Source organism: Micromonospora sp. CNZ295, assembly GCF_004217535.1.
Map to the genome: position 1 here is coordinate 1,638,850 of NZ_SHKZ01000001.1, position 25,213 is coordinate 1,664,062.

26 protein-coding genes and 1 tRNA gene are annotated in these 25,213 nt (G+C 72.4%); 12 read left to right on the forward strand and 15 right to left on the reverse strand.

What is annotated here, in order from left to right; translation table 11 throughout:
* Positions 1-35: 35 nt before the first annotated feature.
* Positions 36-1,055, reverse strand: coding sequence for a cation diffusion facilitator family transporter (locus tag EV376_RS07840; protein ID WP_130321464.1), 1,020 nt, complete (start codon positions 1,053-1,055; stop codon positions 36-38).
* Positions 1,052-1,768, reverse strand: a complete 717-nt coding sequence (locus EV376_RS07845) for a transporter substrate-binding domain-containing protein (RefSeq protein WP_130321465.1) — start codon at positions 1,766-1,768, stop codon at positions 1,052-1,054. Before EV376_RS07845 ends, EV376_RS07840 begins: the two co-directional genes overlap by 4 nt.
* A gap of 195 nt (positions 1,769-1,963) precedes the next feature.
* On the opposite strand from EV376_RS07845, the gene EV376_RS07850 reads away from it, so the two are divergent.
* Positions 1,964-4,063 (forward strand): cellulase family glycosylhydrolase, encoded by a 2,100-nt coding sequence (locus EV376_RS07850; protein WP_130321466.1) that lies wholly within the window; start codon positions 1,964-1,966, stop codon positions 4,061-4,063.
* Positions 4,064-4,493: 430 nt separating this feature from the next.
* On the forward strand, positions 4,494-4,901 hold the full coding sequence (locus EV376_RS07855) for an alpha-amylase family glycosyl hydrolase (RefSeq protein WP_130321467.1): 408 nt from the start codon (positions 4,494-4,496) through the stop codon (positions 4,899-4,901).
* 174 nt (positions 4,902-5,075) lie between these two features.
* Here EV376_RS07855 and EV376_RS07860 read toward each other — a convergent pair whose 3' ends face one another.
* Positions 5,076-5,873: a serine protease gene (locus EV376_RS07860; protein WP_130321468.1), complete on the reverse strand. Its 798-nt coding sequence runs from the start codon at positions 5,871-5,873 to the stop codon at positions 5,076-5,078.
* A gap of 182 nt (positions 5,874-6,055) precedes the next feature.
* Between EV376_RS07860 and EV376_RS07865 the strand changes: the two genes are divergently transcribed.
* On the forward strand, positions 6,056-6,517 hold the full coding sequence (locus EV376_RS07865; RefSeq protein WP_486482551.1) for a TspO/MBR family protein: 462 nt from the start codon (positions 6,056-6,058) through the stop codon (positions 6,515-6,517).
* Positions 6,518-6,543: 26 nt separating this feature from the next.
* On the opposite strand, the gene EV376_RS07870 is transcribed toward EV376_RS07865, so the two are convergent.
* Positions 6,544-7,230: a CBS domain-containing protein gene (locus EV376_RS07870; protein ID WP_486482552.1), complete on the reverse strand. Its 687-nt coding sequence runs from the start codon at positions 7,228-7,230 to the stop codon at positions 6,544-6,546.
* Between the two features lie 234 nt (positions 7,231-7,464).
* Entirely contained in the window at positions 7,465-7,650 is a 186-nt protein-coding gene (locus tag EV376_RS07875; protein WP_207228076.1) for a mycothiol-dependent nitroreductase Rv2466c family protein, read from the reverse strand.
* A gap of 308 nt (positions 7,651-7,958) precedes the next feature.
* Between EV376_RS07875 and EV376_RS07880 the strand changes: the two genes are divergently transcribed.
* Positions 7,959-8,034 (forward strand) — tRNA-Arg (locus EV376_RS07880).
* A gap of 246 nt (positions 8,035-8,280) precedes the next feature.
* Here the strand turns inward: EV376_RS07880 and EV376_RS07885 are convergent.
* Both EV376_RS07885 and EV376_RS07890 read right to left on the reverse strand, forming a co-directional pair.
* Positions 8,281-9,183, reverse strand: a complete 903-nt coding sequence (locus EV376_RS07885) for an alpha/beta hydrolase (RefSeq protein WP_130321471.1) — start codon at positions 9,181-9,183, stop codon at positions 8,281-8,283.
* Positions 9,184-9,295: 112 nt separating this feature from the next.
* The gene (locus EV376_RS07890) at positions 9,296-9,958 is read right to left on the reverse strand and encodes a toprim domain-containing protein (protein WP_486482553.1); all 663 of its coding nucleotides are present in this window, start codon (positions 9,956-9,958) and stop codon (positions 9,296-9,298) included.
* A 166-nt stretch (positions 9,959-10,124) separates the two neighbouring features.
* Here EV376_RS07890 and EV376_RS07895 point away from each other — a divergent pair, with 166 nt between their 5' ends.
* Positions 10,125-11,099, forward strand: coding sequence for a zinc-binding dehydrogenase (locus EV376_RS07895; protein WP_130321472.1), 975 nt, complete (start codon positions 10,125-10,127; stop codon positions 11,097-11,099).
* Positions 11,100-11,354: 255 nt separating this feature from the next.
* Here the strand turns inward: EV376_RS07895 and EV376_RS07900 are convergent, their stop codons facing one another.
* Both EV376_RS07900 and EV376_RS07905 read right to left on the reverse strand, forming a co-directional pair.
* Positions 11,355-11,942: an ATP-dependent Clp protease proteolytic subunit gene (locus tag EV376_RS07900; protein WP_130321473.1), complete on the reverse strand. Its 588-nt coding sequence runs from the start codon at positions 11,940-11,942 to the stop codon at positions 11,355-11,357.
* Between the two features lie 132 nt (positions 11,943-12,074).
* The gene (locus EV376_RS07905) at positions 12,075-12,659 is read right to left on the reverse strand and encodes a helix-turn-helix domain-containing protein (RefSeq protein ID WP_130321474.1); all 585 of its coding nucleotides are present in this window, start codon (positions 12,657-12,659) and stop codon (positions 12,075-12,077) included.
* A 153-nt stretch (positions 12,660-12,812) separates the two neighbouring features.
* Here EV376_RS07905 and EV376_RS07910 point away from each other — a divergent pair, with 153 nt between their 5' ends.
* Positions 12,813-13,826, forward strand: a complete 1,014-nt coding sequence (locus EV376_RS07910; protein ID WP_130321475.1) for a potassium channel family protein — start codon at positions 12,813-12,815, stop codon at positions 13,824-13,826.
* A 1-nt stretch (position 13,827) separates the two neighbouring features.
* On the opposite strand, the gene EV376_RS07915 is transcribed toward EV376_RS07910, so the two are convergent.
* Positions 13,828-14,310 carry a MarR family winged helix-turn-helix transcriptional regulator gene (locus tag EV376_RS07915; protein ID WP_130321476.1) on the reverse strand — a complete coding sequence of 161 codons (483 nt, stop codon included), beginning with the start codon at positions 14,308-14,310 and terminating at the stop codon, positions 13,828-13,830.
* Positions 14,311-14,393: 83 nt separating this feature from the next.
* Between EV376_RS07915 and EV376_RS07920 the strand changes: the two genes are divergently transcribed.
* Complete coding sequence (locus tag EV376_RS07920; protein ID WP_130321477.1) at positions 14,394-15,041, forward strand: NAD(P)H-dependent oxidoreductase; 648 nt, start codon at positions 14,394-14,396, stop codon at positions 15,039-15,041.
* Positions 15,042-15,139: 98 nt separating this feature from the next.
* On the opposite strand, the gene EV376_RS07925 is transcribed toward EV376_RS07920, so the two are convergent.
* Together EV376_RS07925 and EV376_RS07930 are read right to left on the reverse strand one after the other, a co-directional pair.
* The gene (locus EV376_RS07925; protein WP_130321478.1) at positions 15,140-16,174 is read right to left on the reverse strand and encodes a 2-oxoacid:ferredoxin oxidoreductase subunit beta; all 1,035 of its coding nucleotides are present in this window, start codon (positions 16,172-16,174) and stop codon (positions 15,140-15,142) included.
* The gene (locus EV376_RS07930; RefSeq protein ID WP_130321479.1) at positions 16,167-18,014 is read right to left on the reverse strand and encodes a 2-oxoacid:acceptor oxidoreductase subunit alpha; all 1,848 of its coding nucleotides are present in this window, start codon (positions 18,012-18,014) and stop codon (positions 16,167-16,169) included. Before EV376_RS07930 ends, EV376_RS07925 begins: the two co-directional genes overlap by 8 nt.
* 572 nt (positions 18,015-18,586) lie before the next feature.
* On the opposite strand from EV376_RS07930, the gene EV376_RS07935 reads away from it, so the two are divergent.
* Entirely contained in the window at positions 18,587-19,246 is a 660-nt protein-coding gene (locus EV376_RS07935) for a C39 family peptidase (protein WP_130321480.1), read from the forward strand.
* Between the two features lie 91 nt (positions 19,247-19,337).
* Here EV376_RS07935 and EV376_RS07940 read toward each other — a convergent pair whose 3' ends face one another.
* On the reverse strand, positions 19,338-20,756 hold the full coding sequence (locus tag EV376_RS07940) for a hypothetical protein (protein WP_130321481.1): 1,419 nt from the start codon (positions 20,754-20,756) through the stop codon (positions 19,338-19,340).
* Between the two features lie 132 nt (positions 20,757-20,888).
* Between EV376_RS07940 and ndhC the strand changes: the two genes are divergently transcribed.
* Positions 20,889-21,266, forward strand: a complete 378-nt coding sequence (ndhC, locus tag EV376_RS07945; protein WP_130321482.1) for an NADH-quinone oxidoreductase subunit A — start codon at positions 20,889-20,891, stop codon at positions 21,264-21,266.
* 65 nt (positions 21,267-21,331) lie between these two features.
* Here ndhC and folP read toward each other — a convergent pair whose 3' ends face one another.
* Entirely contained in the window at positions 21,332-22,201 is an 870-nt protein-coding gene (folP, locus tag EV376_RS07950) for a dihydropteroate synthase (protein ID WP_130321483.1), read from the reverse strand.
* A 165-nt stretch (positions 22,202-22,366) separates the two neighbouring features.
* Between folP and EV376_RS30770 the strand changes: the two genes are divergently transcribed.
* Together EV376_RS30770 and EV376_RS07960 are read left to right on the forward strand one after the other, a co-directional pair.
* Positions 22,367-23,101 (forward strand): DivIVA domain-containing protein, encoded by a 735-nt coding sequence (locus EV376_RS30770; protein WP_486482554.1) that lies wholly within the window; start codon positions 22,367-22,369, stop codon positions 23,099-23,101.
* Entirely contained in the window at positions 23,098-23,595 is a 498-nt protein-coding gene (locus tag EV376_RS07960) for an SRPBCC family protein (protein WP_130321484.1), read from the forward strand. The genes EV376_RS30770 and EV376_RS07960 overlap by 4 nt, the downstream gene beginning before the upstream one ends.
* A gap of 29 nt (positions 23,596-23,624) precedes the next feature.
* On the opposite strand, the gene EV376_RS07965 is transcribed toward EV376_RS07960, so the two are convergent.
* Positions 23,625-24,518, reverse strand: a complete 894-nt coding sequence (locus EV376_RS07965; RefSeq protein ID WP_130321485.1) for a sterol desaturase family protein — start codon at positions 24,516-24,518, stop codon at positions 23,625-23,627.
* Positions 24,519-24,631: 113 nt separating this feature from the next.
* Between EV376_RS07965 and EV376_RS07970 the strand changes: the two genes are divergently transcribed.
* Positions 24,632-25,213, forward strand: coding sequence for a DNA-3-methyladenine glycosylase I (locus tag EV376_RS07970; protein ID WP_130321486.1), 582 nt, complete (start codon positions 24,632-24,634; stop codon positions 25,211-25,213).

Sequence of the window (25,213 nt, forward strand, 5' to 3'; positions counted from 1 at the left end):
GGTTCAACCCGCCACCCACGGAAAAGGAAACGTCACTAACCGTTACTTCCGATAAGACCCGAACGTTGTATTTGTCCACTTGACCCGGTCGAGCGGTCCCCGTCCGCGCCCTCGATGCGGCTCACCGGGGCCACGACCAGGTCGTGCATCCGCCAGTCGAAGTCCCGGGCGAACGCGCCCAGTTCCTCGAGGCGGTCGACCAGGCGCTCGGTGCCCGGCACCGGCACGACGAGCAGCTCGCCGACGAAGACGTGCCCCTCCTCGCGCAGGCGTAGCCAGGCGTCGGCGACCCAGTCGTGGTCGCGGACGCCGTTGAGCAGGTTGTCGTACAGCGGGTGCGGGCGGCTGCCGTCGACCACGCGGGGCCGGTTGTCCATCAGGTTGGCCACCGCGCTGCGCAGGGTCCGCGTGCCGTCCCGGACGATGTCCCCACCGATCACCAGGGCGGCGACCGCGTCGGCCCACCACAGGCCGGCCCCGATCCCGAGTACGCCGAGGATCGCCGCCCCGGCGGTCAGCCAGTCGGCCCGGTTCATCTCCGCGTCCGCGTACAGCACCTTGTCGTGCAGTTGCCGGGCGATGCGTTGCTTAACCCGGCCGAGCAGGATCGCCGGAACCATCGTGATGAACAGCACGGCGATCATCAGCCAGCCCAGCCACACCTGGTGGCCCAGCACCTCGATCAACCCGATGGGCGGGCGTTCCCGGGCGATCAGCCGGACGAGGGAGTCGTAGACGACGTACGCCCCGAGGCCGAGCAGCGCGACCGCCCCGGTCAGGAAGGCGACGCTGACCGAGCGGTGGTAGCCGTACGGGAACCGGCCGTTGGGCCTGCGGTTGCGGAACCGGGCGGCGATCAGGAAGGCGGCCGGAGGGACCAGACCCAGCATGTCCTCGATCCAGGCCGCCTTCATCGCCTGCGACTGCCCGAGGGTGAGCGCCAGTAGCGCGACCGCCGCGACGAAGAACGCGATCGTCAACCACTCCAGGCGTACCGCCCGCCGGTGCAGGTCGGCCTTGTCCGGTGGCAGCTCGAACCGGTCGTACACCCTCATGCCGACGCTTCCTCGCGCTCGGCGGCGACCAGCAACGCCTCGACCTCGTCGTGCGACCGGTCCAGCAGGAAGCGCTCGACCTCCACCTGCCAGCCGTTCTCTCCCGGCGGCACCGCCCAGACGTGGTCGTGGATCGCGAGTTCGTGCTCGGACTCCCGCAGCTCCAGTTCCGCCAGCCGCCACTCGCCGACCACCACCGGCAGCCCTTCCCGGCCGGTCACCTCGGCCACCGGCACCGGCACCGCGTCCTCGCCCCGCAGCGCCGCCACCTCGGCGGTGCCGGCGGGCACCGCGACCCGCGCGCCGGCCAGGTCGGCCGGCACCCGCACGCCGGCGGGGGCCGCCACGACCGTCCGCATCGTCACGTAGGGCCGGGTCAGCGCCGCCTCCTTCGTCCAGGGCGCCTTCGCGTCCAGCCCGCCCACCACGAGATCGACGACCCGGCCCTGCAGGGCCGCCATCAGGCTGGACTCCGAACCCGGATACCACTCGACCCGGGCGCCGAGCCGCTGCGCCAGGCGCTCGACCAACCGCGCCTCGGCGCCACTCACCGCTCCGTCGTCGGCGACCCGGGTCCACGGTGGCGACTCGGTCACCCCCACCCGGAGCACGCCGCCCCGGACGTCCTCCAGCGTGTCGCCGGTGTCCCGCGGCCACCGGCATCCCGCGACCAGCAGCAGCACGACAGCGACCAGCACCAGCGTCCGGCGCATCGCGACCTCCTCTCGGCCGTCGCGCACCCTCCTACCCCGCCGCGCACCCGTCCACCCGTGCCGCACGCGCCAGCCCGGCGGCCATATAGGCGTACGCCGATTGACAAAGTTTGGAATCCAAACTTAATCTCGCTTGGACCTGGCCCCTCCGGGCCACCCGCACCCCGCACACCACCACCGTTTCGGAGGCACGTCATGACCGGTCTGCGCGGCACCGTACGAAGAACGAGAGGGCGGCTGAGCCTGATCGCGACCGCCGTCGCCACGCTGTTGGCGGGCTCCGCCCTGGCGGTCGCCGGTACCGCGCACGCCGCGGCCGGCTGCCGGGTGGTCTACTCGGCGCCCTCGCAGTGGCCGGGCGGTTTCACGGCCAACGTGACCGTCACCAACCTCGGCGACCCGATCAACGGCTGGCGTCTGACCTGGACGTTCCCCGCCGGGCAGCGGGTGACCCAGGCGTGGAACGCGGCCATCACCGGCAGCGGCGACCAGGTCACCGCCAGCAACGTCGACTACAACGCCAGCCTGCCCACCAACGGCTCGGTGTCGTTCGGCTTCAACGGCTCCTGGTCCGGCACCAACCCCGCGCCCATGACGTTCGCGCTGAACGGGGTCACCTGTACCGGGTCCGTCGGCGGCACGACGCCGCCGCCGAGCAGCCCGCCGCCGACCACGCCGCCACCGACCACGCCGCCGCCGGCCACCGACGCGATGGCGGCCGTCGCCGCGATGCAGCCCGGCTGGAACCTGGGCAACACCCTCGACTCCACCGGGTCCGACGAGACCTCCTGGGGCAACCCCCGGGTCACCGAGGCGCTGCTGGAGAACGTCAAGGCGCAGGGTTTCAAGAGCATCCGTATCCCGGTCACCTGGTCGGCGCACCTGGGCGGAGCACCGAACCACACCATCGAGGCCGCATACCTGAACCGGGTCCGGGAGGTCGTCGACTGGGCCCTCGCCGACGGCTTCTACGTGATGATCAACATTCATCACGACTCGTGGCAGTGGATCAACACCATGCCCACCGACCGGACCAACGTGCTGAACCGGTACAACGCCATCTGGACCCAGCTGGCGAGCGCGTTCCGCAACTCCTCCCCGAAACTCGTGTTCGAGAGCGTCAACGAGCCGCAGTTCACCGGCAGCTCCGGGGACGCCCAGAACGCCAGCCTCCTGAACGAGCTCAACACGTCCTTCCACCGCATCGTGCGCCAGTCCGGCGGCAACAACGCCACCCGACTGCTGGTGCTGCCCACCCTGCACACCTCGTCCGAGCAGGCGCGGATCGACGAGTTGGTGGCGACCTTCAACACGCTGAACGACCGGAACCTGATCGCGACCGTGCACTTCTACGGGTACTGGCCGTTCAGCGTCAACGTCGCCGGCGGCACCCGGTTCGACGCCACCGTGCAGAAGGATCTGACCGACTCCTTCGACCGGGTGCACAACGCGTTCGTGAGCCGGGGCATCCCGGTCATCATCGGGGAGTACGGCCTGCTCGGCTTCGACCGGCACACCGGCACCGTCGAGCAGGGCGAGAAGCTGAAGTTCTTCGAGTTCCTCGGGTACTACGCGCGGACCCGGAAGCTGACCACGATGCTCTGGGACAACGGGCAGCACTTCAACCGCACCAGCTTCCAGTGGCGGGACCCGGAGTTGTTCGCCCAGATCTCGTCGAGCTGGACCACGCGCTCCGGTACCGCGTCGTCCGACCTGCTGTTCAACGCGCGGGCCACGGCCATCACCAGCAAGTCACTCACGCTGAACCTGAACGGCACGTCGTTCGTCGGGGTCCGGCAGGGCGGCACCGACCTGGTGCGCGGCACCGACTACACGGTCTCGGGTGACCAGCTGACCTTCACGGCGGCCGCGCTGACCCGCTTGACCGGCAACCGGGCGTACGGGGTGAACGCGACGGTGCACCTGCGGTTCTCGACCGGCGTGCCGTGGCGGGTCAACGTCATCACGTACGACCGGCCGGTGCTGTCCAACGCCTCCGGAGCGACCGGCTCGTTCGCGATCCCCACCCAGTTCCGCGGCGACCAACTCGCCACCATGGAGGCGAGGTACGCCGACGGCAGCAACGCCGGCCCGCACAACTGGACCTCGTACAAGGAGTTCGACGTGACCTTCGCGCCGGACTACGGCGCCGGGGTGATCACCCTGACCTCGGACTTCTTCGCCGAGGTCAACGACAACAACCCGGTCACCCTGACCTTCCACTTCTGGAGCGGGGAGCGGGTGACCTACCGGGTCACGAAGAGCGGGAACAGCGTCACCGGCGTGACCGGCTGACCGACACCGGCCGCGGGCACCGGGATGCAGCGGTGCCCGCGGCCGGCGTCGCCGGCACGCGTCGGCTCTGCGGCCACCGAACGTAGTCGCGCTCGCTGCCCCCGACCCTTACGACTGCCGCCTTTGCTCTGCTTACCAATACGCACCAGCTACTCTGCGCAGCCGGCGTCGGCTGGGCGGCTGCGGGCGGACGCCGAGAAACCGCTGTTCGGCGGACTTGTGCGTATAGGTAAGCAGAGCAAAGGGGCTTTCGGTCGGTCGGTCGCCTGGCAGCGGCGGACACGGAGCGTAAAGCGGAAGGGTGAGGGCGTTCGCGCACGCTGAGTGACGGCGGGGGTGACGGGCTCGGTCCCGTTCCGACTATGGGCGGCGGAGTGAGGTTCGGCGCTCCGGCCGGATCGACCCGGGTCGGGACGGGTGCCGGGTCCTGATGCCCTGGTCCGGCGAGGCACCACCGTTCGGCTTCAGCCCGGACAGCGCGACCGGGGTGCCGTGGCTGCCTCAACCGGCCGACTGGAAGGACCGGACGGCCGCCGCCCAGGCCGGCGACGGGCGATCGATGCTGGAGCTGTACCGGGCGGCGATCGCCGTCCGCCGGGCCGAGCCGGCGCTCGGGGACGGAACGATGGCCTGGCTGCCCGCGCCGGACGGGGTGCTCGCGTTCCGCCGCGACCCCGGCTTCACCTGCCTGGTCAACCTGTCCACGGCGGCGGTGCCGCTCCCGCCGCACAGCGAGCGGCTGCTCGCCAGCGGGCCGCTCGACGACGACCTGTCGCCGCCGGACACCGCGGTCTGGCTGCGTACCCCCCACGGGTCGCCGACCGGCGACCCGGCCTGACCGCGCGGTGCCGCCGACACCGTCCCGCCGGCGGCGTCCCATCCACGAGCGTCGGCCGCTGCGCCCCGGATCTTCCCGCAGCAGTTCGGGCTCGCCTGGCGTCCGACGTGCCCGCGGCCGACGGCGGGTGGCCCGGTCGCGCCCGACGCGACCGGGCCACCCGCCGGGTACGGGTCAGCCGCCGAGACTGGCGGCCGCCGACTGGATCGCCGAGGCGAACGTGCTGACCTGGGTGTAGACGCCGGGGTAGTTGGGCCGGGCGCAGCCGTTGCCCCAGCTGACGATGCCCACCTGGATCCAGGCGTTGGTGGCGTCCCGGCGGAACATCGGGCCACCGGAGTCGCCCTGGCAGGTGTCGACCCCGCCGCTCGCGTAGCCGGCGCAGATCTCCTCGCTGGGGATGATCTGGCCGCGGTAGTACTGGTTGCAGGTGGTGTCGTTGACGAACGGGACGTTGGCCTTGAGCAGGTAGCGCTGCTGCGGCCCGCCCTCCCGCGCGGCGCCCCAGCCGGCAACGGTGAAGGTCCCGTTGTCGTACGCCGTGCTGGTAGTGATCTTGAGCGTGGCGAGTGAGGTGACCGGGGTGGCGAGCCGGATCAGCGCCCAGTCGTCGCCGTTGCCGTTGTAGCCGGGGGCCCGGTAGACGTAGTTGGAGCGGACCTGGATCCGGCTGGAGGACTGCAGGTCCACCACGCCCAGGGTGGCGGTGATGCTGGTGTTGGAGCCGGTACGGCCGACGCAGTGTGCGGCGGTCAGGACCAGCCGGGGGCTGTAGAGCGATCCGCCGCAGCCCATGGAGAGCCGGACCATGAACGGGAACTCGCCCTGCGCCGCCCGGGTGCCGCCGACGACGAACGGCGTCACGTCACCGGTCGGCGCCGCACCGGCGGGCGCCACCATCGTGACGGATCCCGCGGTGACCGCTACCAGGACGGCCGCCAACCGGCCGAGGAATCTACGCCAACGCACCATGGGTCCCTCCAAGACATCGACGGCGTGCCTCCTGGCCGCGCCGCATCCGCAGTGGCAGGGAGCCTATGGGTAGACATCGATGAACAGCAATGCATCTGGACATCCCGTATTCGTCATACGGCGGCCGGTCCGGCCTGATCCGTCGCTGGCGGGGTAGTTGGGTGGCATGCCACTACCGACCCTTGGTCAAGACCGCGGCGGCCGTCGCCGCGACCGCCGCCGCCGGCAGCGCGGCCACCGCCTCCGGCAGCTCCTCGCGCTGGTACCGCCGGCTGCGCAAGCCGGCCTGGCAGCCGCCGTCGACGGCGTTTCCACTGGTGTGGACCCCGCTGTACGCACTGATCGCGGTGGCCGGCGCCCGCATCCTGGATCGCGCGGGCGGCACCGAACGCGCCGCGTTCGCCCGCGACTACGCGCTCAACCTGGCCCTCAACGCCGGCTGGAGCGCCCTGTTCTTCCGCGCCCGCAGGCCGGCCGCCGCGCTGGCCGAGATCGCCGCGCTGAACGCCTCCAACCTGCTGCTGCTGCGCCGCGCGGCGCGTACCGATCGCCTCACCGGCGCCGCGCTGGCCCCGTACGCCGGGTGGACGCTCTTCGCCACCGCGCTCAACGGCGCCATCGTGCGCCTCAACAGCAACAGGTGACCGGACGGCGCCGGGAGGAGGCGAGCCTAGGGAGTGACGTCTTCGGCGCCGGGCCGCATGAGGAATCCGCCGCGACGCAGGTCCTCGCTGTCGTCGTACTTGTACGCGAGCTCGTCCACCACGTCGACGACGCCGGCGACGCCGACGACAAGCCGAACGATGAGATCCTTGGTGCTGCGCCGGCCGGTCGTGCCGGCGAGCGTGACCACCCCATGTGCCACCGACACCGAGATCGTTTCCGGATCGATCCACAGCGTGCGGACCAGGACCTGGTCGATGATCTCGTCGCGGATCTCGTTGTCGGCACGCAGGAAGACGCGTACCAGGTCGCTGCGGGAAACGATGCCCACCAGGCAGCCGGCCTCGTCGACCACCGGGAGGCGCTTGACCTTCTCGTCGTCCATCAGCTTCGCCGCCCCGGCGACCGACACGGTCGCGGCGACGGTGATGGCCGGGCTGCTCATCAGGTCGCGCGCGGCATCGGCGGAGGCCTTCGCCCTGGCGGCACGTCGCTGCTTACGCTGGAGGAAGCGGAGGTGCGGCTCGGGGCCGGCGCTGTCCAGTTTGTGCAGCAGGTCGGCCTCGGAGACGACGCCGACGACCTTGTTGGCGGCGGTGACGACCGGCACGGCACTCACCCGGTGGCGCACCAGTGTCTCGGCGACGTCCTTGTACGGCGCGTCCTCGGACACGACGACGACATCGGTGGTCATGACATCACGGACACTCCACTGCATGATCGACAACCCTTCCGGTCGTGGTCCGCTACGGTGCGGCCCGTCTCAAGCCTCGACCCGGGTCGGTTCGGATGCAAGGCCGAAGGTCCCTGTTCACGTACCGCGGGGGTGGACAGCCCGGCCGGCGGCCCGACCGAGGAAGCCCCAACGACGGATCACCTCCTGGCCGGTGGCCGGCGGCGGGGACCACTCCGGGTGGCCACGACCGGACTACGCGAAGCTCAGGCCATCGGCCCGGGCGCGTTTGAGTTCGGAGAAGGCTCCGCAGGCGGCGAGCAGGCGGGCTCCGTCGAAGACGCGCAGGGCCTCTTCCCCGCGGGGGATCGAGGTCAGCACAGGGCCGATGAAGGCCACGTCGTCGACCAGCACCGTCGGGGTGCCGAGGTCCTCGCCCACGAGTTGCTGCGCGGGCGGTGCTGGCCCGCAGCTGCGGGTCGACGTCGCTCCGGCGGGCGGCATCGGCCAAGTCGGCGGGAAGGCCCGCCTCGGCCAGGGCCGCCGGGACGACGGCGTCGAAGTCCTCGGTCGAGGGTAAGTCGCGCGTGGGCGCCGGTGTCGAGGTAGGCCAGCCACCAGGGCCGGTCGGGGTGTGGGTGGGGGTGTGGTCCTGGGCTGGGCGAACGGGGGTCCGGGGAACGTGGGTGAACGTCGGCCACTACCTGCCACCTGAGTAGACCGCCCAGGTCGGTAGACTGAGCGCTCGCGCCCTCGTAGCTCAGGGGATAGAGCATCGGTTTCCTAAACCGTGTGTCGCAGGTTCGAATCCTGCCGGGGGCACCAGGTCAGAGCCTTGATCACCGATCACTGATCCGCCTTCCGGGGCTGTCGTGCCCGCTGCGTGCCCGATCGCCCCGCCATCTTCTTCTAGCTCCAGGCCGTCGCCGAGCTGGACCAGCGACTCCCCCGGCACCTGTCCCGCCCCATGGCCGCGTATTCGATCACGATCGCTCAGGGCCGCGAGTCCGCATCTGGTCCGCGAGCGGCCGGTGGACGGTTGGGGAGTGGTGAGAGGTGTCGAGAGGCTCCTCAGCGTCCGCCCAGGTCCAGCAACCCCAGCAGGTGGCGCAGCGTCTCCTCAGGCGCCTCTTCGGGCAGGAAGTGGCCGGCCCGGACGGGGCCGCCCCGTACGTCGGTGGCCCAGGCCCGCCAGACCTCGATCGGGTCGTACCACTGCCCAACCGGGCCGCTGGCACTCCACAGGACCAGGGTTGGACACTCGATGCGACGGCGGCCCTGATCGGCGTGGTCGTCGGCCACGTCCAGGGTGGCCGCCGCCCGGTACTGCTCACAGACAGCGTGAACCGTCCGGGGATCGGTGAATGCCGCCAGGTAGGCCGCCCGGACCCGGTCCGGGAAGGCGTCGGGAACGACGGACCAGGCGTCGAGCATGTGGTTGACCAGAACATCCGGTGCTGCCGCGATCATCTTCTCGGGCACCGGTTCCGGGGCGGCGAGAAATGACCAGACCCAGTAGCCGAGACTGAAGTCCGCGTCTGCGCGGGCGTACGTCTCGCCGGTCGGTACCACGTCGAGCACGGCCAGATGGCTGACCACGGCCGGATCGTCCAGCGCCAGCCGGTAGGCGCAGCGGGCTCCCCGGTCGTGGCCGACGACCGCGAACCGGTCGAAGCCCAACTCAGCCATCACCTCGATCTGATCGCCGGCGATGGCACGCATCCGATAGGGCTCGTGATCGGGCGTGCTCGGCGGCTTTCCACTCGCGCCGTACCCGCGAAGGTCGGTCGCGACGACGGTGAACCGCTCGGCCAGAGCTGGCGCGATCCGATGCCACATCAGGTGGGTTTCCGGGATGCCGTGCAGCAGCAGGACCGGCGGCCCTGACCCGGCCCGGACGCCATGGATCGTCGTCTGCGACGTCGCGATGTCGAACGTCGCGAAACCCTCGAACACCGTGACCACGCTACTCATCCGGCCCGTACCTCGTGGGCTTCTGGCGAGACAACCGGTTCCGGCTCCTCGACCCGATGTACCGCGTCCACCAAGCGGGAGGTCGCTGGTCGTGCGCCCGACGTTCCGCCGGTCAGACGGCGGTGAGCAGCGCGTCGAGCGGCCGCGGCAAGGCGTCCCGGTCGACCGCCGCCTCGACGAGCAGGCGGGCGTACCGCAGGTTGCGGCGCGAGCTGCTGCGCAGGAACCGCCACAGCTGCGCATCGGGTTCCCGGCCCCGCCAGGCGGGCTGGCTCTGGAACGAGTGGAATGACCGGAGGTCGCCCTGCGCCTCGAAGAGAGCCTCGACCCGCGCGGTGCCCACGGCACGGATCAGCTCCTCCTCCAGGTCCCTGACGCAGACGTGGAACCCGAGGTGCTCCATGTCGGAGCGCGTCCGGGGTGAGCCGAGCCGGGCCGCGGTCAGGCCGCGCCGGAAGATCTCCTCCTCACGCAGGTCGCACAGACCGGCGAGCCGCGTGCCCAGGGGAGCCAGCCTCGTCAGGAACCGGCCGATCGCGTGGGCCCCGCCGATCGGCACGATCACGACCCGCTCCGCCGCCAGGTCCCGGCCGCCGGCCACCGCGGCCGCTTCCAGGGCGATCTGGTCGCTGATGCCTTCGACGAGCACCACGGCCACCGCGGAATCGACCTTCGCCAGGGCGCGGGCCATCGCCCGGACCGAGGCGGCGTTGCCACCCAGGTGGCCGTCGACGGCCTCGGTGGTGCCGGGGTCAGCTCGTCGGGCCGTGGCCATGACGCCATCATCGGTGCTGTGCCCGTCGGACGGCCAGGAGTTTTGCCGCCCCCAGCCGCAGCGCACCGCGACCCGCAAGCGAGTTCCGCCGAGGACAGGCCGGGGTGAGCGGCGCCACCGGCCGGATCCTTGACCTCAACCGCACTTCACCTGGTCGGATCGAGACATGCACGCGATCCGGCTTCACGAATTCGGTCCCGCCGACAACCTCGTCCTCGACGAACTGCCCGACCTCACACCCGGCCCCGGGGAGGTGCGCATCGCCGTCGAGGCGAGTGGCGTACACCTGCTCGACACGACGCTGCGGCGCGGCGAGGCCGGCGGCCCGCTCCCGCTGCCGGAGCTGCCGACCATCCCCGGCCGCGAGGTCGCCGGCACCGTCGACGCGCTCGGGCCCGGCGTGGCCGGGGAGTGGCTCGGCCGGCGGGTCGTCGCCCACCTGGGGATGGTCCCCGGCGGGTACGCCGAACAGGCGGTGACGGCCGTGGCGAACCTGTACCCCGTACCCGGCGGACTGACCTTCGCCGAGGCGGTGGCCGCGATCGGCACGGGCCGGACCGCCCTCGGCATCGTCGAGCTGGAACGGCCGGTCGCCGACGACGTGGTCCTGGTGCCGTCCGCGGCCGGCGGTGTCGGCTGGCTGCTGGTCCAGGCGGCGCGGCACGCCGGGGCCGCCGTGGTCGCGGCGGCGCGGGGCGCCGAGCGCACGGGCGCGCTGGCCGGTGCCGGCGCCGACCTGGTCGTCGACTACGGGCGCCCGAGCTGGGCGGACCGGGTACGCGATCGGTTCGGCGGTGTCAGCCTGGTGTACGACGGCGTCGGCGGCGCGGTCGGCCGGACGGCCCTGGAACTGCTCCGGCCGGGCGGCCGGTTCATGATGTTCGGCTGGTCCGCCGGCGAGGCGACCCGGATCGACACGGCCGACCTGATCGGGAGCGGCTTGACCGCCGGCTGGCTGGGGCAGCGGATGCGAGCGCTGCCCGGCGGTATCCCCGCGCTCGCCGGCCGCTCCCTGGAGCTGACCGGTCGGGGCTGGTGGCGGCCGCTGGTCACCACGTACCCGCTGGCCGAGGCGGCCCGGGCGCACGCGGACCTGGAGGGCCGGCGGGCGCTCGGCAAGGTGGTCCTGGTGTCGCGTTAGGACGGTCGAGGCTGGCAGGGAATCCTCCTTGCCCCCTCGGCGTAACGAAATTCGGTCCGAAGACGCTGCGAAATCTCGCCGAGCGGATTCCCGGAGGGCGCGAATAGGCTCGGATGCACGACGGTTCTGCCGGCCGGTCGGCTCCGTCGCACGTGCCGGGGGTCGGACGCGATCGAGGGGGCGCGTCCGGCGTCGGTACGCGTCCACCGTCCCGCCCGGGCGGGACGGGGACCCGCGCGTACGTACGGCGTGCCCTCACGCCTCGTTGAGCTGGGCCGCCCGCGCGATCACGTGGTCGATGAGCCCGTACTCGCGGGCCTGCTCGGCGGTGAACCAGCGGTCCCGGTCCCAGTCGCGCTGGATCTCCGCCAGCGTCCGGCCGCTGTGCCGGGCGATCAGCTCCTGCATGGTGTGCTTCACGTGCAGCATGTTCTCCGCCTGGATCCGGATGTCGGCGGCCGTGCCGCCCATCCCGCCGGCGGGCTGGTGCATGAGGATCCGCGAGTGCGGCAGCGCGTACCGCTTGCCGGCCGTCCCCGCGCAGAGCAGGAACTGCCCCATCGAGCCGGCCAGCCCCAGCGCCAGCGTGGCCACGTCGTTGCGGACGAAGCGCATCGTGTCGTACACCGCCATCCCCGCGCTCACCGAGCCGCCGGGGGAGTTGATGTAGAGGGTGATGTCCCGCTCCGGGTCCTCCGCGGCCAGCAGCAGGATCTGGGCACAGATCCGGTTGGCCGACTCGTCGGTCACCTCAGTGCCGAGGAAGACGATCCGTTCCTTCAGCAGCCGCTCGAACACCTGGTCGCCGAAGCTCCGCTGCCCGTCGTCCAACATCTTGATCATCACGCCGACCTCCCGCACGCCGGCGGGCGATCGCACCGCCCGGGAACCGGCCAGTCCAGCCTGCGCGGGCCGGCGGGCGGGAGCCCAGCGGATCTGCCGGCGGCAGATCGGCTCAGGGCAGAACGGCGCGGGTCAGCGCGCGGCCAGCCGCCGCCGGCCCTTCCGGGCCCGGCGCCGGGCCAGCACCCTTGAGGTACGCGCGGCGGGGTGGCCGCCCGGCGCGGAGGCGAACAGGTGAACCCGCAGGCCGGAGCCGCCCGCCCAGCCGGGGGTGCCGGTCAGGTCGGGACCGATGGGCGTGGCCATCGGGCCGACGTGGAGCAGCCGCCCCGACGCCGCCCCGGGGCCGCTCAGCGGGCCGGCGATGGACGCGGTGGGGCCGCCGGCATGGAACCCGAGGCGCACGCGCGGGCCGCCGGCCTCGGCGCGGGTGCCCGGCGCCCGGTCGGCCCGCCCGGTCGCGAACCCCACCGGCTCGTGCCGCTCCTGCCGGCGCAGGTCGTCGCGGGCCTCCTCCAGCAGGTCGGAGAGGCGGATGCCGAGCGCCCGGCAGACCGCGGCGAGGACCTCCGACGAGGCCTCCTTGCGCCCGCGCTCGATCTCCGACAGGTAGGGCATGGAGACCCCGGCGGCAGCGGCCACCTCCCGCAGCGTGCGGCCCTGGCGCAGGCGCAGCCGGCGCAGCACCCCGCCGATCACTCGTCGCAGCAACGACATGCTCCGCCTCGCTCTCGCCGTCGTCGTCCGGGGACCTCCCCATCATGCCCGGCTGCCGGTGGTGGCGGCGTCCCCCGCCCGGCCGTGCGGATCGGCAGGTAACCGCTATGTTGTGGTCGTGCAGGCGACAGCGGGGCCCTGGCAGGCCCGACAGTGATCCACTTCCCGGCCCAGCGCCGTGGCCCGCTGAGCGCGCTGAGCCTGCGACTGGCCGCCGCGGTGGGGCTCGTGCTCGCCACCGTTGCCGTGGTCTACCTCGACCGGGGCGGTTACCGCGACGTCAACGAGGACGGCATCACCCTCCTCGACAGCTTCTACTACGCGGTCGTCACCCTCTCGACCACCGGATACGGCGACATCACCCCGGTGTCCGAGTCGGCCCGGCTGATCAACGTCGTCTACATCACGCCCGCCCGGGTGCTCTTCCTGATCATCCTGGTCGGCACCACGCTGGAAGTGCTCACCGAGCAGTACCGCACCGGCCGTCGCCTGTCGCGATGGAGGAGGACCGTGAAGGACCACGTCATCATCTGCGGCTACGGCACCAAGGGCCGCAGCGCGGTCTCCGCCCTGCTGGAGAACGGCTTCGACAAGTCCCGGATCATCGTGGTCGAGCGCAGCGGCGCCGCCCTGCGGCAGGCCACGTCGGCCGGGCTGGTCGCCATCGAGGGATCGGCGACGCGCTCCGCCACGCTGAACGAGGCGCACGTCCGCACCGCCAAGGCGGTGATCATCGCCACCGACAGCGACGACGCCTCGGTGCTGGTGGCGCTGACCGTCCGGCAACTCACCGCCGGGCAGGTACGCATCATCGCCGCCGCCCGGGAGGCGGAGAACGCTCCGCTGCTCAAGCAGAGCGGCGCTCACCACGTGATCGTCTCGTCCGCGACCGCCGGCCGGCTGCTGGGCCTGTCCACCTCCGCGCCGCCGCTGATCGACGTCGTGGAGGATCTGCTCACCCCCGGCCAGGGCATGGCGTTGGCGATGCGGTCGGCGGAGCGGCACGAGGTCGGCCGCTCACCGCGCGAGCTGGACACGCTGGTCATCGCGTTGGTACGTCGCGGCAAGGTGGTCACCCTCGCCGACCGGGCCGGCGCCGTGATCGAGACCGGCGACATGCTCGTCCACGTCCGCGACGACCGCCCCACGGCCACTCCGGTGCCCTGATTCAGCCGGCGTCGGAGCAGTCCTCGTCCACCAGGGCATCGGCGCACGTGCCGGCCGACCCGGCGGCTCGCCGCAGCAGGTCGTAGAGGGTTGCCCGCTCGCCCGGCGCGAGCGCGCCGAGCACCTCGTCCTCGGCTGAGGCCAGCGCGCATTCCGCCTCGTTGAGGCGCTTTGCACCGGTCGTCGTCAGCTCCACCACGTGGCGGCGCCGATCCTGCGGGGATCGGCGCCGCTCGACCAGACCGGCCGCCTCCAGCTCGTTGAGCAGCCCGACGACGTTCGTCCCGTCCATCTCCAGGGTGCCGGCGAGCGCCTGCTGACTGCTGCCGCCGCTGTCGCGAAGGACGGTGAGCGCGACCAGGTGCCGGGGGCGCAGGCCGAGCGGCGCCAGCACCGACTCCGACCGCAGCCGCATCCGCCGGGCCAGGTACTCGAGGAGCGCGCCGGACCGGTGCTCGGACTGGTCGACCGGCGCGGCTGGCATGTGACCGAGTTTACCCGCGCGGTGAAACATCGCCCTGCTATAAATGGTTGGCGCTACACAAACGATCCGTGGAGGGTTAGCTAATGGCACACCTGTTGCACATCGACTCGAGCATCCGGGGCGAGAACTCCGTGAGCCGGCGGCTCACCGCCCGGGCCGTCGCCGCCTGGTGCGCGGCGCACCCGGGTGGCACGGTCACCCGTCGGGACCTGGGCCGGGAGCCGCTGCCACACCTGGACGAGGCGGCCGGACTGGCCCGGATGGTGCCGGCCGAGCAGCACACCCCGGCCCAGCGCGCCTCGTGGGCGCTCTCCGAGAAGTTGGTGGACGAGGTGAAGCGCGCCGACACGATCCTGCTCGGGCTTCCGCTCTACAACTACGGGGCGCCCAGCAGCGTGAAGGCGTGGGTCGACCACCTGATCGCGCCGGGCCTCGCGTACGACCCGGCCACCAACGCCGGGCTCCTGGGCGGGCGCGACTTCATCGTGCTGGCCAGCCGGGGTGGCGGCTACGGTGCCGGCACTCCCCGGGAGGGCTGGGACCACGCCGAGCCCTGGCTGCCGCACGGCCTCTCCCTGACCGGCCTCGAGCCCCGGTTCATCACCGCCGAACTCACCCTGGCACCCGCGGTCCCGGCCATGGCCGAGCTGATTCCGCTGCACGAGGCGAGCCTCGCCACCGCCGAGCGCGAGATCGACGAACTCTGGACCCCGATCCCGGCCGCCGCCTGACCCCCGCCCGGTCACGCAGGCGGCCTCGAACCCGGAAAGAGTGTCCATTCCGCGCGGAATGGACACTCTTTCCGGGTGCGCCGGTGGCGGCGCGAGGCTCAGCGGATCGTCCAGGTGTCGCCGCTGTTCAGCAGGCCGGCGAGCTGCTGCTCCGGGGTGTCGGTCACCTTCTCCCGGGCGGTGGCGAGCTGGCCCTGCACCACGCTGTCGTACGACGGGCGGGGCACCGAGCGGAAGACGCCGATCGGGGTGTTCCGCAGATCCAGGCCGGGCAGCCGGGACAGCGCGAACGCGTAGGCCGGGTCGGTGACCGTGGCGTCGTGCACGACGATCTCCTCCGCCGGGGTGGCCGCGGTCTCGCGGACCTCCAGGCCGAAGCCGCCGGGCGGGTGGACGACGCAGAACTGCCCGTCCTTGCCGAACGTGATCGGCTGGCCGTGCTCCAGCCGGATCAGGTAGTCGTCCCGGGTGGCCGGCTCCTTGACCGGGTCGAAGGCGCCGTCGTTGAAGATGTTGCAGTTCTGGTAGATCTCGACGAACGCGGAGCCCTCGTGCTCGGCGGCGGCCCGCAGCACCGACTGCAGGTGCTTGCGGTCCGAGTCGATCGTGCGGGCGACGAACGTCGCCTCCGCGCCCAACGCCAGCGAGAGCGGGTTGAACGGCGCGTCGGCCGAGCCGACCGGAGTCGACTTGGTGATCTTGCCGACCTCGGAGGTGGGTGAGTACTGCCCCTTGGTCAGCCCGTAGATCCGGTTGTTGAACAGCAGGATCTTGAGGTTGACGTTGCGCCGCAGGGCGTGGATCAGGTGGTTGCCGCCGATCGACAGCGCGTCGCCGTCACCGGTGACCACCCAGACCGACAGGTCGGGTCGGGTGGCCGACAGGCCGGTGGCGATCGCCGGGGCACGGCCGTGGATCGAGTGCATCCCGTACGTGTTCATGTAGTACGGGAAGCGCGACGAGCAACCGATGCCGGAGATGAAGACGATCCGCTCGCGGGGGATGTTCAGCTCGGGCATGAAGCCCTGCACGGCCGCGAGGATCGCGTAGTCACCGCAGCCGGGGCACCAGCGCACCTCCTGGTCGGACTTGAAGTCCTTCGCGGTGAGCTTGAGGGCGACGGGCTCAGACATTCTTCAGGACCTCTTCCAGCATCGTCTCCAGCTCGTTGGCCGTGAACGGCAGGCCGCGGACCTGGGTGTAGCCGATCGCGTCGACCAGGTACTTGGCGCGGATCACGTGCGCGAGCTGACCGAGGTTCATCTCGGGGATGACCACCCGCTCGTAGGACCGCAGTACGTCGCCGAGGTTCGCCGGCATCGGGGCGAGATGCCGCAGGTGCGCCTGGGCGACGGAGAGACCCCGCTGGCGCAGACCGCGGCAGGCCGCGCCGATCGGGCCGTACGTCGAACCCCAGCCGAGCACCAGCACCCGGGCGTCGCCGTCCGGGTCCTCCACCTCGACGTCCGGCACCGGGATCGTCTCGATCCGGGCGGCGCGGGTGCGCACCATGAAATCGTGGTTGGTCGGATCGTACGAGATGTCGCCGGTCTTGTCGGCCTTCTCCAGGCCGCCGATGCGGTGCTCCAGGCCCGGGGTGCCGGGGATGGCCCACGGCCGGGCCAGCGTCTCCGGGTCCCGCAGGTACGGCAGGAACGTCGTGCCGTCCTCGCCGTTCGGCTTCGTCGCGAACTCGACCCGCAGGTCCGGCAGGGACTCGACGTCGGGCAGCAGCCACGGCTCGGAGCCGTTGGCGACGTAGTTGTCGGACAGGAGGATCACCGGCGTGCGGTAGGTCAGCGCGATCCGCGCCGCCTCCAGCGCCGCGTAGAAGCAGTCCGCCGGAGACTTCGGCGCGATCACGGCCACCGGCGCCTCGCCGTGCCGGCCGTAGAGCGCCATGTTCAGGTCGGCCTGTTCGGTCTTGGTCGGCATGCCGGTCGACGGCCCGGCCCGCTGCACGTCGACGATGACCAGCGGAAGCTCCAGGGCCACCGCGAGCGAGATGGTCTCGCCCTTCAGGGCGACGCCCGGGCCGCTGGTGGTGGTGACGCCGAGCGCCCCGCCGTACGAAGCGCCCAGCGCCGCGCCGATCGCGGCGATCTCGTCCTCCGCCTGCATGGTCAGCACGCCGAACCGCTTGTGCTTGCTGAGCTCGTGCAGGATGTCGGACGCCGGCGTGATCGGGTACGCCCCGAGGAAGACCGGCAGCCCGGAGCGGACGCCGGCGGCGACCAGCCCGAGCGAGAGCGCCGCGTTGCCGGTGATGTTCCGGTAGGTGCCGGGCTGCATCTTGGCCGGCTTGACCTCGTACCGGACGGCGAAGTCCTCGGTCGTCTCGCCGAAGTTCCAGCCGGCCTTGAACGCGGCGACGTTGGCCGCCACCAGCTCCGGGCGGGCGGCGAACTTGCGCTCCAGGAACCGGAGCGTGGACTCGTACGGGCGGGAGTACATCCAGCTCAGCAGGCCGAGCGCGAACATGTTCTTGGCCCGTTCGGCGTCCTTCTTGGACACCGCGTGCTCGGCGAGCGCGCCCACGGTCATCGAGGTCAGTGCGACCGGGTGCACCACGTAGCCGGCGAGCGAGTCGTCCTCGAGCGGGTTGCTCTGGTAGCCGACCTTGGCCAGGTTGCGCTTGGTGAACTCGTCGGTGTTGACGATGATGTCGGCGCCCCGCGGCAGGTCGACGAGGTTGGCCTTGAGCGCCGCCGGGTTCATCGCGACCAGCACGTTCGGCGCGTCGCCGGGGGTGAGGATGTCGTAGTCGGCGAAGTGCACCTGGAAGCTCGACACGCCCGGCAGGGTGCCGGCGGGTGCCCGGATCTCCGCCGGGAAGTTGGGCAACGTGGAGATGTCGTTGCCGAGCTGGGCGGTCTCGGAGGTGAACCGGTCGCCGGTGAGCTGCATGCCGTCGCCGGAGTCGCCGGCGAAGCGGATGACCACCCGGTCCAGTTGACGGATCTGCTTGGTCACGGCCGCACCTCGCTTCGGTCGGCCCCGTCGCCCGGGCCGCCGCACCTGCTCCTGACCCCGCCCTGCCCGGTCACGTGACCTCCTCGGCGCACCGCCGCGACCCACCCTGCTGGTTGTCCGGCCCGCTGTCGTTTCTCACCTGAGAGCCTACGTCGGATCACCTCGTCACCAACTCGAGAGGTCCGCCGACTGGGACCGGGAAAGCGCAGTATCTGCCCCGTTTGGGGCTGTTTTGGCCGGCGCGCCGTAATCCAGATCACCGGGTGGTACGGACCCCATCGCGCGGATCCCGGCGCGCTGTCCGGTTTGCCGTGGGTGTCGTGTGGGCGGGGCCACCCGGGTCGTGGAATGGGTGGGTGGGCCCGGTCGTTGTACATGGTCGTGACCGCAGGCGCGGCCCGCTCCCGGTCGGGTCGCCGGTCCCCGGAATGTGTCGGGGCCCGCGACGGTTACCTCCCCGGACCCCCGAGCACCCCCGCCGGGCTGGTCCTTCGCGAAACACCTTTCCTGGCGCGTCGGCGCGCCCCCCTTGTGCCGACTCTCGCGCACCCCCGAGTGAAAGGGCTTCGATCATGCGTACCGATCTGCTGCGTAAGACCGTGCTGACCACCGCTGGTGCCGTGTTCGCCGGTGGTGCGATCGCCGCACCGATCACCGCGGCCTCCGCCTTCAACGCCGCCCCCACCACCGACAAGCCGGCGGCCGTGCAGGCCGACCGCAAGGGCGAGCGGGAACTGCGGGTGGACTACCAGGCACAGCCGAACTTCTACTACTGCGGCCCGGCCGCGGCCCGTAACGCCCTGTCCGTGCAGGGCAAGGACATCGACGTCGACTCGATGGCCGAGCGGATGGGCACCACCGAGGCCGGCACCAACTCGATCAACGACATCACCCCGGTGCTGAACAAGGAGACCGGTAAGGACGTCTACCGCAGCGTCGAGATCAGCTCGCCGCGCGCCGACGACAAGCAGACCGACAAGCTGCGCGCCGACATCGTGCGCACCATCGACGACGGCCGGGCCGTGGTGGCCAACATCGCCGGCACCGCCACCGACGTCGACGGCGGCCTGCACTCCTTCGAGGGCGGACACTACATCTCCGTGACCGGCTACCGCGACAGCGGCCACGAGGTCAAGATCGCCGACTCGGCGAACCCGAACACCGCCGAGTACTGGATCACCACCGACGCTCTCGCCGACTGGATCGCCACCCGCGGCTACTCCACCAACTGACCCCAACGGGCGGGTCCCCACCCGGGGGCCCGCCCGTTGGCGTGCCGGCAAGGGCCTCTTCGTGGCAGGGGCCCTTGTCGACACGCACCCTTCAGTCGCCGAAGCTGACCGGCGGCACGGGGTCGGCAGCCGTCCCCGCCGTGCGTCGCCGTAGCGAGGTGGTCGCGAGGGTGAGCGCCAGCACGACCAGCAGCGTGGAGACGGCGATCAGGATGACGGCGGTGCGCTGCACCGAACCCGCGCCGACGCCGGTGGCGTCCGGCGCGCCGACGGGCACCGCCTCCTGGGAGCCGACCGGCCCGGGCGGCGCCGCTGCCGGAGTGGCCAGGGCGGCGGTGGCGACGATGCGGAAACTCATCTGGACCTGCCGGGACCGGCCACTGCGCGGGTCCAGCCTGCCGACGACCGCGCCGGCCAGCGGGGCGCTTCGCTGGGCCTCCGGCGTGGCCGCCACCGGCAGGCGCAGGTCGGCCGTACGACCGGCCGGCACGGTGCCGACCTCGCACCGGGTGCGCGTGGCGTCGACGGCGACGCAGCCCGGCGGCAGCGTCGGTACGGTCACCCCGGCCGGAAGGACGACCTCGATCCGGCCGCTCGCGTCCACCGGCCCGGTGTTGCCGAGCCGTACCCGGAGCCCGTTCGCGGCGCCACCGGCGTCGAACGCGACCTCGTCGGCCTCGAGCCGGATCCCGGCGGCCGGCGGGCCGGGCGGGAAGAGCACGGCGAAGCCCTGGTCGTCGGTGACCGGGCTGGCGCCCGGTGCGCTCGCGGTCACCCGTACGACGCCGTTGAGCGGCATCTCCCGCCAGGCGTCGCCGCTGACCCGGAGCCGTAGTTCGGTGCTGAACCGCGCGCCGGGCGCGGCCGCCCACTCGCCGCACCGGTGGTCCCGGCCACCGGCGGCGGAGCAGCCCTTCGTACCGGCGTCCGTGATGCCGTCCGGCAGGGTGTAGGCGAGCCGGATCCGCTCGGCGACGGTGCCGGTGTTGGTGACGGTGACCCGCAGGGTGGCCGCGGTCGAGCGCCGGTTCCAGTACCCCGGGGTCAGCACGACGTCGCCGGTGGTGACGCTGACGCCCGGTGCGGGTGCCGCACCTGGCGCCGGAGGGTGCACCACCGGGGGCGGGGGTGGTGGGGCCGCCGTGGTGGGGACCGTGGTGGTCGGTGCGGTGGTGGCCGGAGGCGGGACCGTGGGGCCGGTGGTCGTGGGCGCCGGATCGCTGGTGGGTGGCTCGCTGGTCGGCTCGGCCACGGTGGGCGGTGGGCTGGTCGGCGCTGGCTCGGTCGAGGTCGGGTCGCCGGTCGGTGTCCCCCCGCCCGGCTCGGTCGCCCCTCCGCCCGGCTCACCCGGGTCGGTGGCCGTGACGGCGACGGCGCCCAGGACCGGGGCGGCGGTGGCCAGCCCGGGCGGCGCGGCGACGGTCAGCGCGGCCGTCAGCGAAACGGCCAGCCGGTACGCCGTGCGCGGGTCTCGCGGGCGGCGTCCGGATGGTTGGTCCACGCGGGCCATCAGGTCCTCCGTGACAGTGGGTGAGGGAACCATGGTCGGCAATAGTTGCTGGAAGGCACTAGTCCCCAGGAGAAACGAATCCGTAACGTGTTCGGTGCGGTCCGGCGGGGTGGACCGGTAGGCTGAGCCACCGTGACCGGTTACCTGGGCTCGTACGCGACGCTCGGGCTGCTGCTCCTCGCCAGCCTTCTCTTCTTCGGTACTGCGTTCGCGGCCAACCGGGTGCTACGTCCCGCCCGTCCCGCCGAACCGGCGGGCAAGCGCACCACGTACGAGTGCGGCCTCGATCCGGTGGGCGGCGACTGGGCCCAGGCCCAGATCCGGTACTACGTGTACGCGTACCTGTATGTGCTCTTCGCCGTCGAGGCGGTGTTCCTCTTCCCCTGGGCGGTGGTCTTCGACCGGCCCGGCTTCGGTCTCGTCACGGTCGTCGAGATGGCGATCTTCGTGGCGGTCCTGGCGCTGGGCATCCTCTACGCCTGGCGGAAGAACATCCTGCGCTGGACCTGACCCGGCCGCGCACCGGCCCGGGCAGGCCGGCCGCGCACCGGCCCGGGCAGGCCGGCCGCGCCGGGTCAGGCCAGGCCGCGCCGGGTCAGCGCCGGTGGCCGATCGCCCCGGATCGAGGCCACCATGTCCAGGACCCGACGGGTGGGCCGGACCTGGTGGGCGCGGAACACCCGGGCGCCGAGCCAGGCCGAGATCGCGGTGGCGGCGAGGGTCCCGTCGAGCCGGTCGGTGACCGGAAGGTCCAGGGTCTCGCCGACGAAGTCCTTGTTCGACAGGGCGACCAGCAGCGGCCAGCCGGTGCCGGACAGCTCGTCCAAGCGACGGGTGATCTCCAGCGAGTGGCGGGTGTTCTTGCCGAAGTCGTGGGCCGGGTCGATCAGGATGCCGTCCCGCCGTACGCCGAGGGCCACCGCACGCTCGGCGAGCCCGGTCACCGTCGTCACGACGTCGGCCACGACGTCGTCGAAGGCCGCCCGGTGCGGCCGGGTCCGTGGGGCGAGTCCGCCCGCGTGCGAGCAGACCAGCCCGGCGCCGGTCTCGGCCGCCACCCGCGCCAGCGCCGGGTCGGCGCCGGACCACGTGTCGTTCAGCAGGTCCGCGCCGGCCGCCACCGCCTCGACGGCCACCTCGGACCGCCAGGTGTCGATCGAGATGACCACGTCGGGAAAGGCGGCCCGGACCGCGGCGATGGTGTCGACGGTCCGGCGGATCTCCTCGGCCGCGTCGACCTGCGCCCCCGGGCCGGCCTTGACCCCGCCGATGTCGATGATGTCGGCGCCCTCGCCGACCGCGCGCTCCACCGCGCGCAGCGCGCTGTCCGGCGCGAAGGTGGCCCCCCGGTCGAAGAACGAATCCGGCGTGCGGTTGACGATCGCCATCACGGCCAGCTCGCCGGGGCCGAAGGTTCGCCCGCCGAGCCGCAGCGTGTCCGTCATCCCGCCTCCCGAGGGTCTCCGCCGCCGGCCGTTCCGGCCGGGTGGCCGATCACGACGCTAACCGGTGGCGCGGCGGCCGGCCCGACCGGTGCCGATCCGGCTGCTCACGAGGCGTCCCGGGGTGGTGGGGTCGCCCAGGTCCGTTCGACATGCCACGATCTGTGCATGGGTCAGGTTCTGCTCCTGCTGGTCGTTGCGCTGACCGTCGCGGCGGTCGTCTTCGGGGTGACCGTGCTGGTCACGGGTCGGGATCCCGGTCTCGCGCCGGCCGAGCCGGACGGCAAGGCGGTGCCCCTGCCCGGCACCCGGCCGTTGCGCGAGTCGGATGTCGGGGAGGTCCGGTTCGACACGGCCCTGCGCGGGTACCGGATGGCCCAGGTCGACCAGGCGATGCGCCGGGCGGCGTACGACATCGGCTACAAGTCGGAGCTGATCGGGGTGCTGGAGGCGGAGATCGCCGCGTTGCGCGAGGGGCGTACGGCCGATGCCGACGCGCTGCGCCGCGCCCGCGAGCAGGCCGCCGGGGGGCAGCCGCCGGCGTCCGATGTGGCGGCCGGGCCGGAGGCCGTCGGTCCGGACGACAGCCGAGCCGAGGCCCCGGACCAGGCGGGAACGCCGGCCGTGCCGGGCGGTGCCGTCGCGAACGGTGCGAGCCCGACCGCCGGCCCGGCCACCTCCGGCGACGCCACGGCCACGCCCGACGGGGCGACGGACCCGGCCGGTGGCGACGCCACGGCGGCGCCCGGTGCGGCCGACGCCGACGCGACGGGCGGTGCCGACCGGTCCCCGGCCGATCGGTCGAGCGGAGCCGCCGGGCCGGGCGACGAGGCGTCCGGGGTGGAGGACGGCTCCGGCCCGGTCAGCGAGCACGGCCCGGTGGTGCGCTCGGAGTCGGCGTGACGGCCGGCGACGGCGCCGACGACCTGCGTGAGGCGGCGCAGCCGGGTGCCGCCGAGGTGACCGCGACGGTCATCGTCAAGGCACCCGCCGAGCGGGTCTTCGCGGCGCTGACCGCCTGGGAGCGGCAGTCCGACTGGATCCCCTTCACCCGGGTGCGGGTGGTCGAGGGCGACGGCGGCGAGGGCAGCCGGATCGAGGCGGTCACGACGGTGGGTCCGGCGGCGCTCCGCGACGAGATGCGCGTGGTGCGGGTGGACGCCCCGTACGAGGTCGGTGTGGTGCACTGCGGGAAGCTGCTGCGCGGCCCCGGGGTGCTGCGCTGCACCCCGTTGGCCGGGGACCGGACGCAGGTGGTCTGGCACGAGTGGTTCCACCTGCCGGGCGGGACGGCCGGGCGGATCGCGTGGCCGCTGCTGTGGCCCGGCTCGAAGGTGGGCCTGACCCAGGCTCTCAAGCGCTTCGGGCGGATGGTGGAGCAGGGCCGCCTGCCCTGAGGCACCGGGGACGCCGCCCGGGCGGGCGGTCAGGTGATCGGCGCCGGCGCCGGCGGTGGTGGTGCGCCCTCGGCGGACGGCGCCGGTAGGGCCGGCTCCGGTTCCCAACCCGGCGAGCGGAACAGGTGCCCGGCCCGCTGCCGCCAGTCGCGGGCGGCGCGTACGTCACGGGCGATGGCCGCGTACTCGTGGAACGCCACCCGGATCGGGTTGTAGGTGGCGATGTTCTTGGTCAGGCCGTAGACGCAGCGCTCCCGCTCCGGCGCGAACGTGCCGAAGAGCCGGTCCCACACGATCAGGATGCCGCCGAAGTTGCGGTCCAGGTAGCTGCCCTGGGAGGCGTGGTGCACCCGGTGGTGGGAGGGGGTGTTGAACACGAACTCGTACCAGCGGGGCAGCCGGTCGATCCGCTCGGTGTGGATCCAGAACTGGTAGAGCAGGTTGACCGAGCCGGCGAACGCCAGCACGGCCGGGTGCACCCCGGCGAGGATCAGCGGGATGTAGAAGATCCAGCTGGTCACGCCGGTCCACGGCTGGCGCAGCGCGGTGGACAGGTTGAACCGCTGCGACGAGTGGTGCACGACGTGCGAGGCCCACAGAACACGGATCACGTGGTGCCCGCGGTGGGACCAGTAGTAGCAGAAGTCCTGGGCGAGCAGGATCAGCGGCCAGGTCCACCAGACCTCGGCGACCCGGAGCGGGGTGAGCGCGTAGAGCAGGGCGTACGCGGCCGCGATCGGGATCTTCCAGAGCAGGTCGGTGAAGACGCTGCCCAACCCCATGGCGAGGCTGGTCGCCGTGTCCGCCCCGGCGTAGCCCACCTCGTCGTCGTCGCGGTGCAGCAGGTACGACACCCGCTCCAGGACGACGAGCAGCAGGAAGGCCGGGATCGACCAGGCGATGATGTCCGGGAACTCCTTCATCCGACCGCCTCCGTCCCGGTGCCGGCCGGCACTGCTACCGGCCGGTAGCAGCACCATAGGCAGCCCCCGGGCCGCAAGGCAACGGTGTCAGACGCGTCGCCTAGCGTTGACGCGTGACCGACCTGGTGATCGGCGCTGACGGCGCGCCGCGCTGTGCCTGGGGGGCGAGCACCCCGGACTACGCCGTCTACCACGACACGGAGTGGGGCCGCCCGCTGCACGGCGACGACGCCCTCTACGAACGGATGACGCTGGAGGCCTTCCAGTCCGGCCTGTCCTGGCTGACCATCCTCCGGAAGCGGCCGGCCTTCCGGCAGGCCTTCGACGGGTTCCGCATCGAGCCGGTGGCGGCCTTCACCGAGGCGGACGTCACCCGGCTGCTCGCCGACGCCGGCATCGTGCGCAACCGGGCCAAGATCGAGGCGGCGGTCGCCAACGCCCGCGCCGCCCTGGAGCTGCCGGACGGGCTCTCCGCCCTGCTGTGGTCCTTCGCGCCGCCGCCCCGGCCGGCCCGCCCGGCCTCGTTCGCGGAGGTGCCGGCGCTGACCGCGGAATCCACCGCGATGGCGAAGGCGCTCAAGAAGCGCGGCTTCCGGTTCGTCGGCCCGACCACGGCGTACGCGCTGATGCAGGCCACCGGAATGGTCGACGACCACCTCGCGGGCTGCCACGTGCCGGCGCCCGTGGCGGCGTGA

Coding starts and splice junctions, on each gene's coding strand:
- EV376_RS07840 (WP_130321464.1), bottom strand. CDS start 1,055: ATGAGGGTGTACGACCGGTTCGAGCTGCCACCGGACAAGGCCGACCTG.
- EV376_RS07845 (WP_130321465.1), bottom strand. CDS start 1,768: ATGCGCCGGACGCTGGTGCTGGTCGCTGTCGTGCTGCTGCTGGTCGCG.
- EV376_RS07850 (WP_130321466.1), top strand. CDS start 1,964: ATGACCGGTCTGCGCGGCACCGTACGAAGAACGAGAGGGCGGCTGAGC.
- EV376_RS07855 (WP_130321467.1), top strand. CDS start 4,494: ATGCCCTGGTCCGGCGAGGCACCACCGTTCGGCTTCAGCCCGGACAGC.
- EV376_RS07860 (WP_130321468.1), bottom strand. CDS start 5,873: ATGGTGCGTTGGCGTAGATTCCTCGGCCGGTTGGCGGCCGTCCTGGTA.
- EV376_RS07870 (WP_486482552.1), bottom strand. CDS start 7,230: ATGACCACCGATGTCGTCGTCGTGTCCGAGGACGCGCCGTACAAGGAC.
- EV376_RS07885 (WP_130321471.1), bottom strand. CDS start 9,183: ATGAGTAGCGTGGTCACGGTGTTCGAGGGTTTCGCGACGTTCGACATC.
- EV376_RS07890 (WP_486482553.1), bottom strand. CDS start 9,958: ATGGCCACGGCCCGACGAGCTGACCCCGGCACCACCGAGGCCGTCGAC.
- EV376_RS07895 (WP_130321472.1), top strand. CDS start 10,125: ATGCACGCGATCCGGCTTCACGAATTCGGTCCCGCCGACAACCTCGTC.
- EV376_RS07900 (WP_130321473.1), bottom strand. CDS start 11,942: ATGATCAAGATGTTGGACGACGGGCAGCGGAGCTTCGGCGACCAGGTG.
- EV376_RS07905 (WP_130321474.1), bottom strand. CDS start 12,659: ATGTCGTTGCTGCGACGAGTGATCGGCGGGGTGCTGCGCCGGCTGCGC.
- EV376_RS07915 (WP_130321476.1), bottom strand. CDS start 14,310: ATGCCAGCCGCGCCGGTCGACCAGTCCGAGCACCGGTCCGGCGCGCTC.
- EV376_RS07920 (WP_130321477.1), top strand. CDS start 14,394: ATGGCACACCTGTTGCACATCGACTCGAGCATCCGGGGCGAGAACTCC.
- EV376_RS07925 (WP_130321478.1), bottom strand. CDS start 16,174: ATGTCTGAGCCCGTCGCCCTCAAGCTCACCGCGAAGGACTTCAAGTCC.
- EV376_RS07935 (WP_130321480.1), top strand. CDS start 18,587: ATGCGTACCGATCTGCTGCGTAAGACCGTGCTGACCACCGCTGGTGCC.
- EV376_RS07940 (WP_130321481.1), bottom strand. CDS start 20,756: ATGGCCCGCGTGGACCAACCATCCGGACGCCGCCCGCGAGACCCGCGC.
- folP (WP_130321483.1), bottom strand. CDS start 22,201: ATGACGGACACGCTGCGGCTCGGCGGGCGAACCTTCGGCCCCGGCGAG.
- EV376_RS30770 (WP_486482554.1), top strand. CDS start 22,367: ATGGGTCAGGTTCTGCTCCTGCTGGTCGTTGCGCTGACCGTCGCGGCG.
- EV376_RS07965 (WP_130321485.1), bottom strand. CDS start 24,518: ATGAAGGAGTTCCCGGACATCATCGCCTGGTCGATCCCGGCCTTCCTG.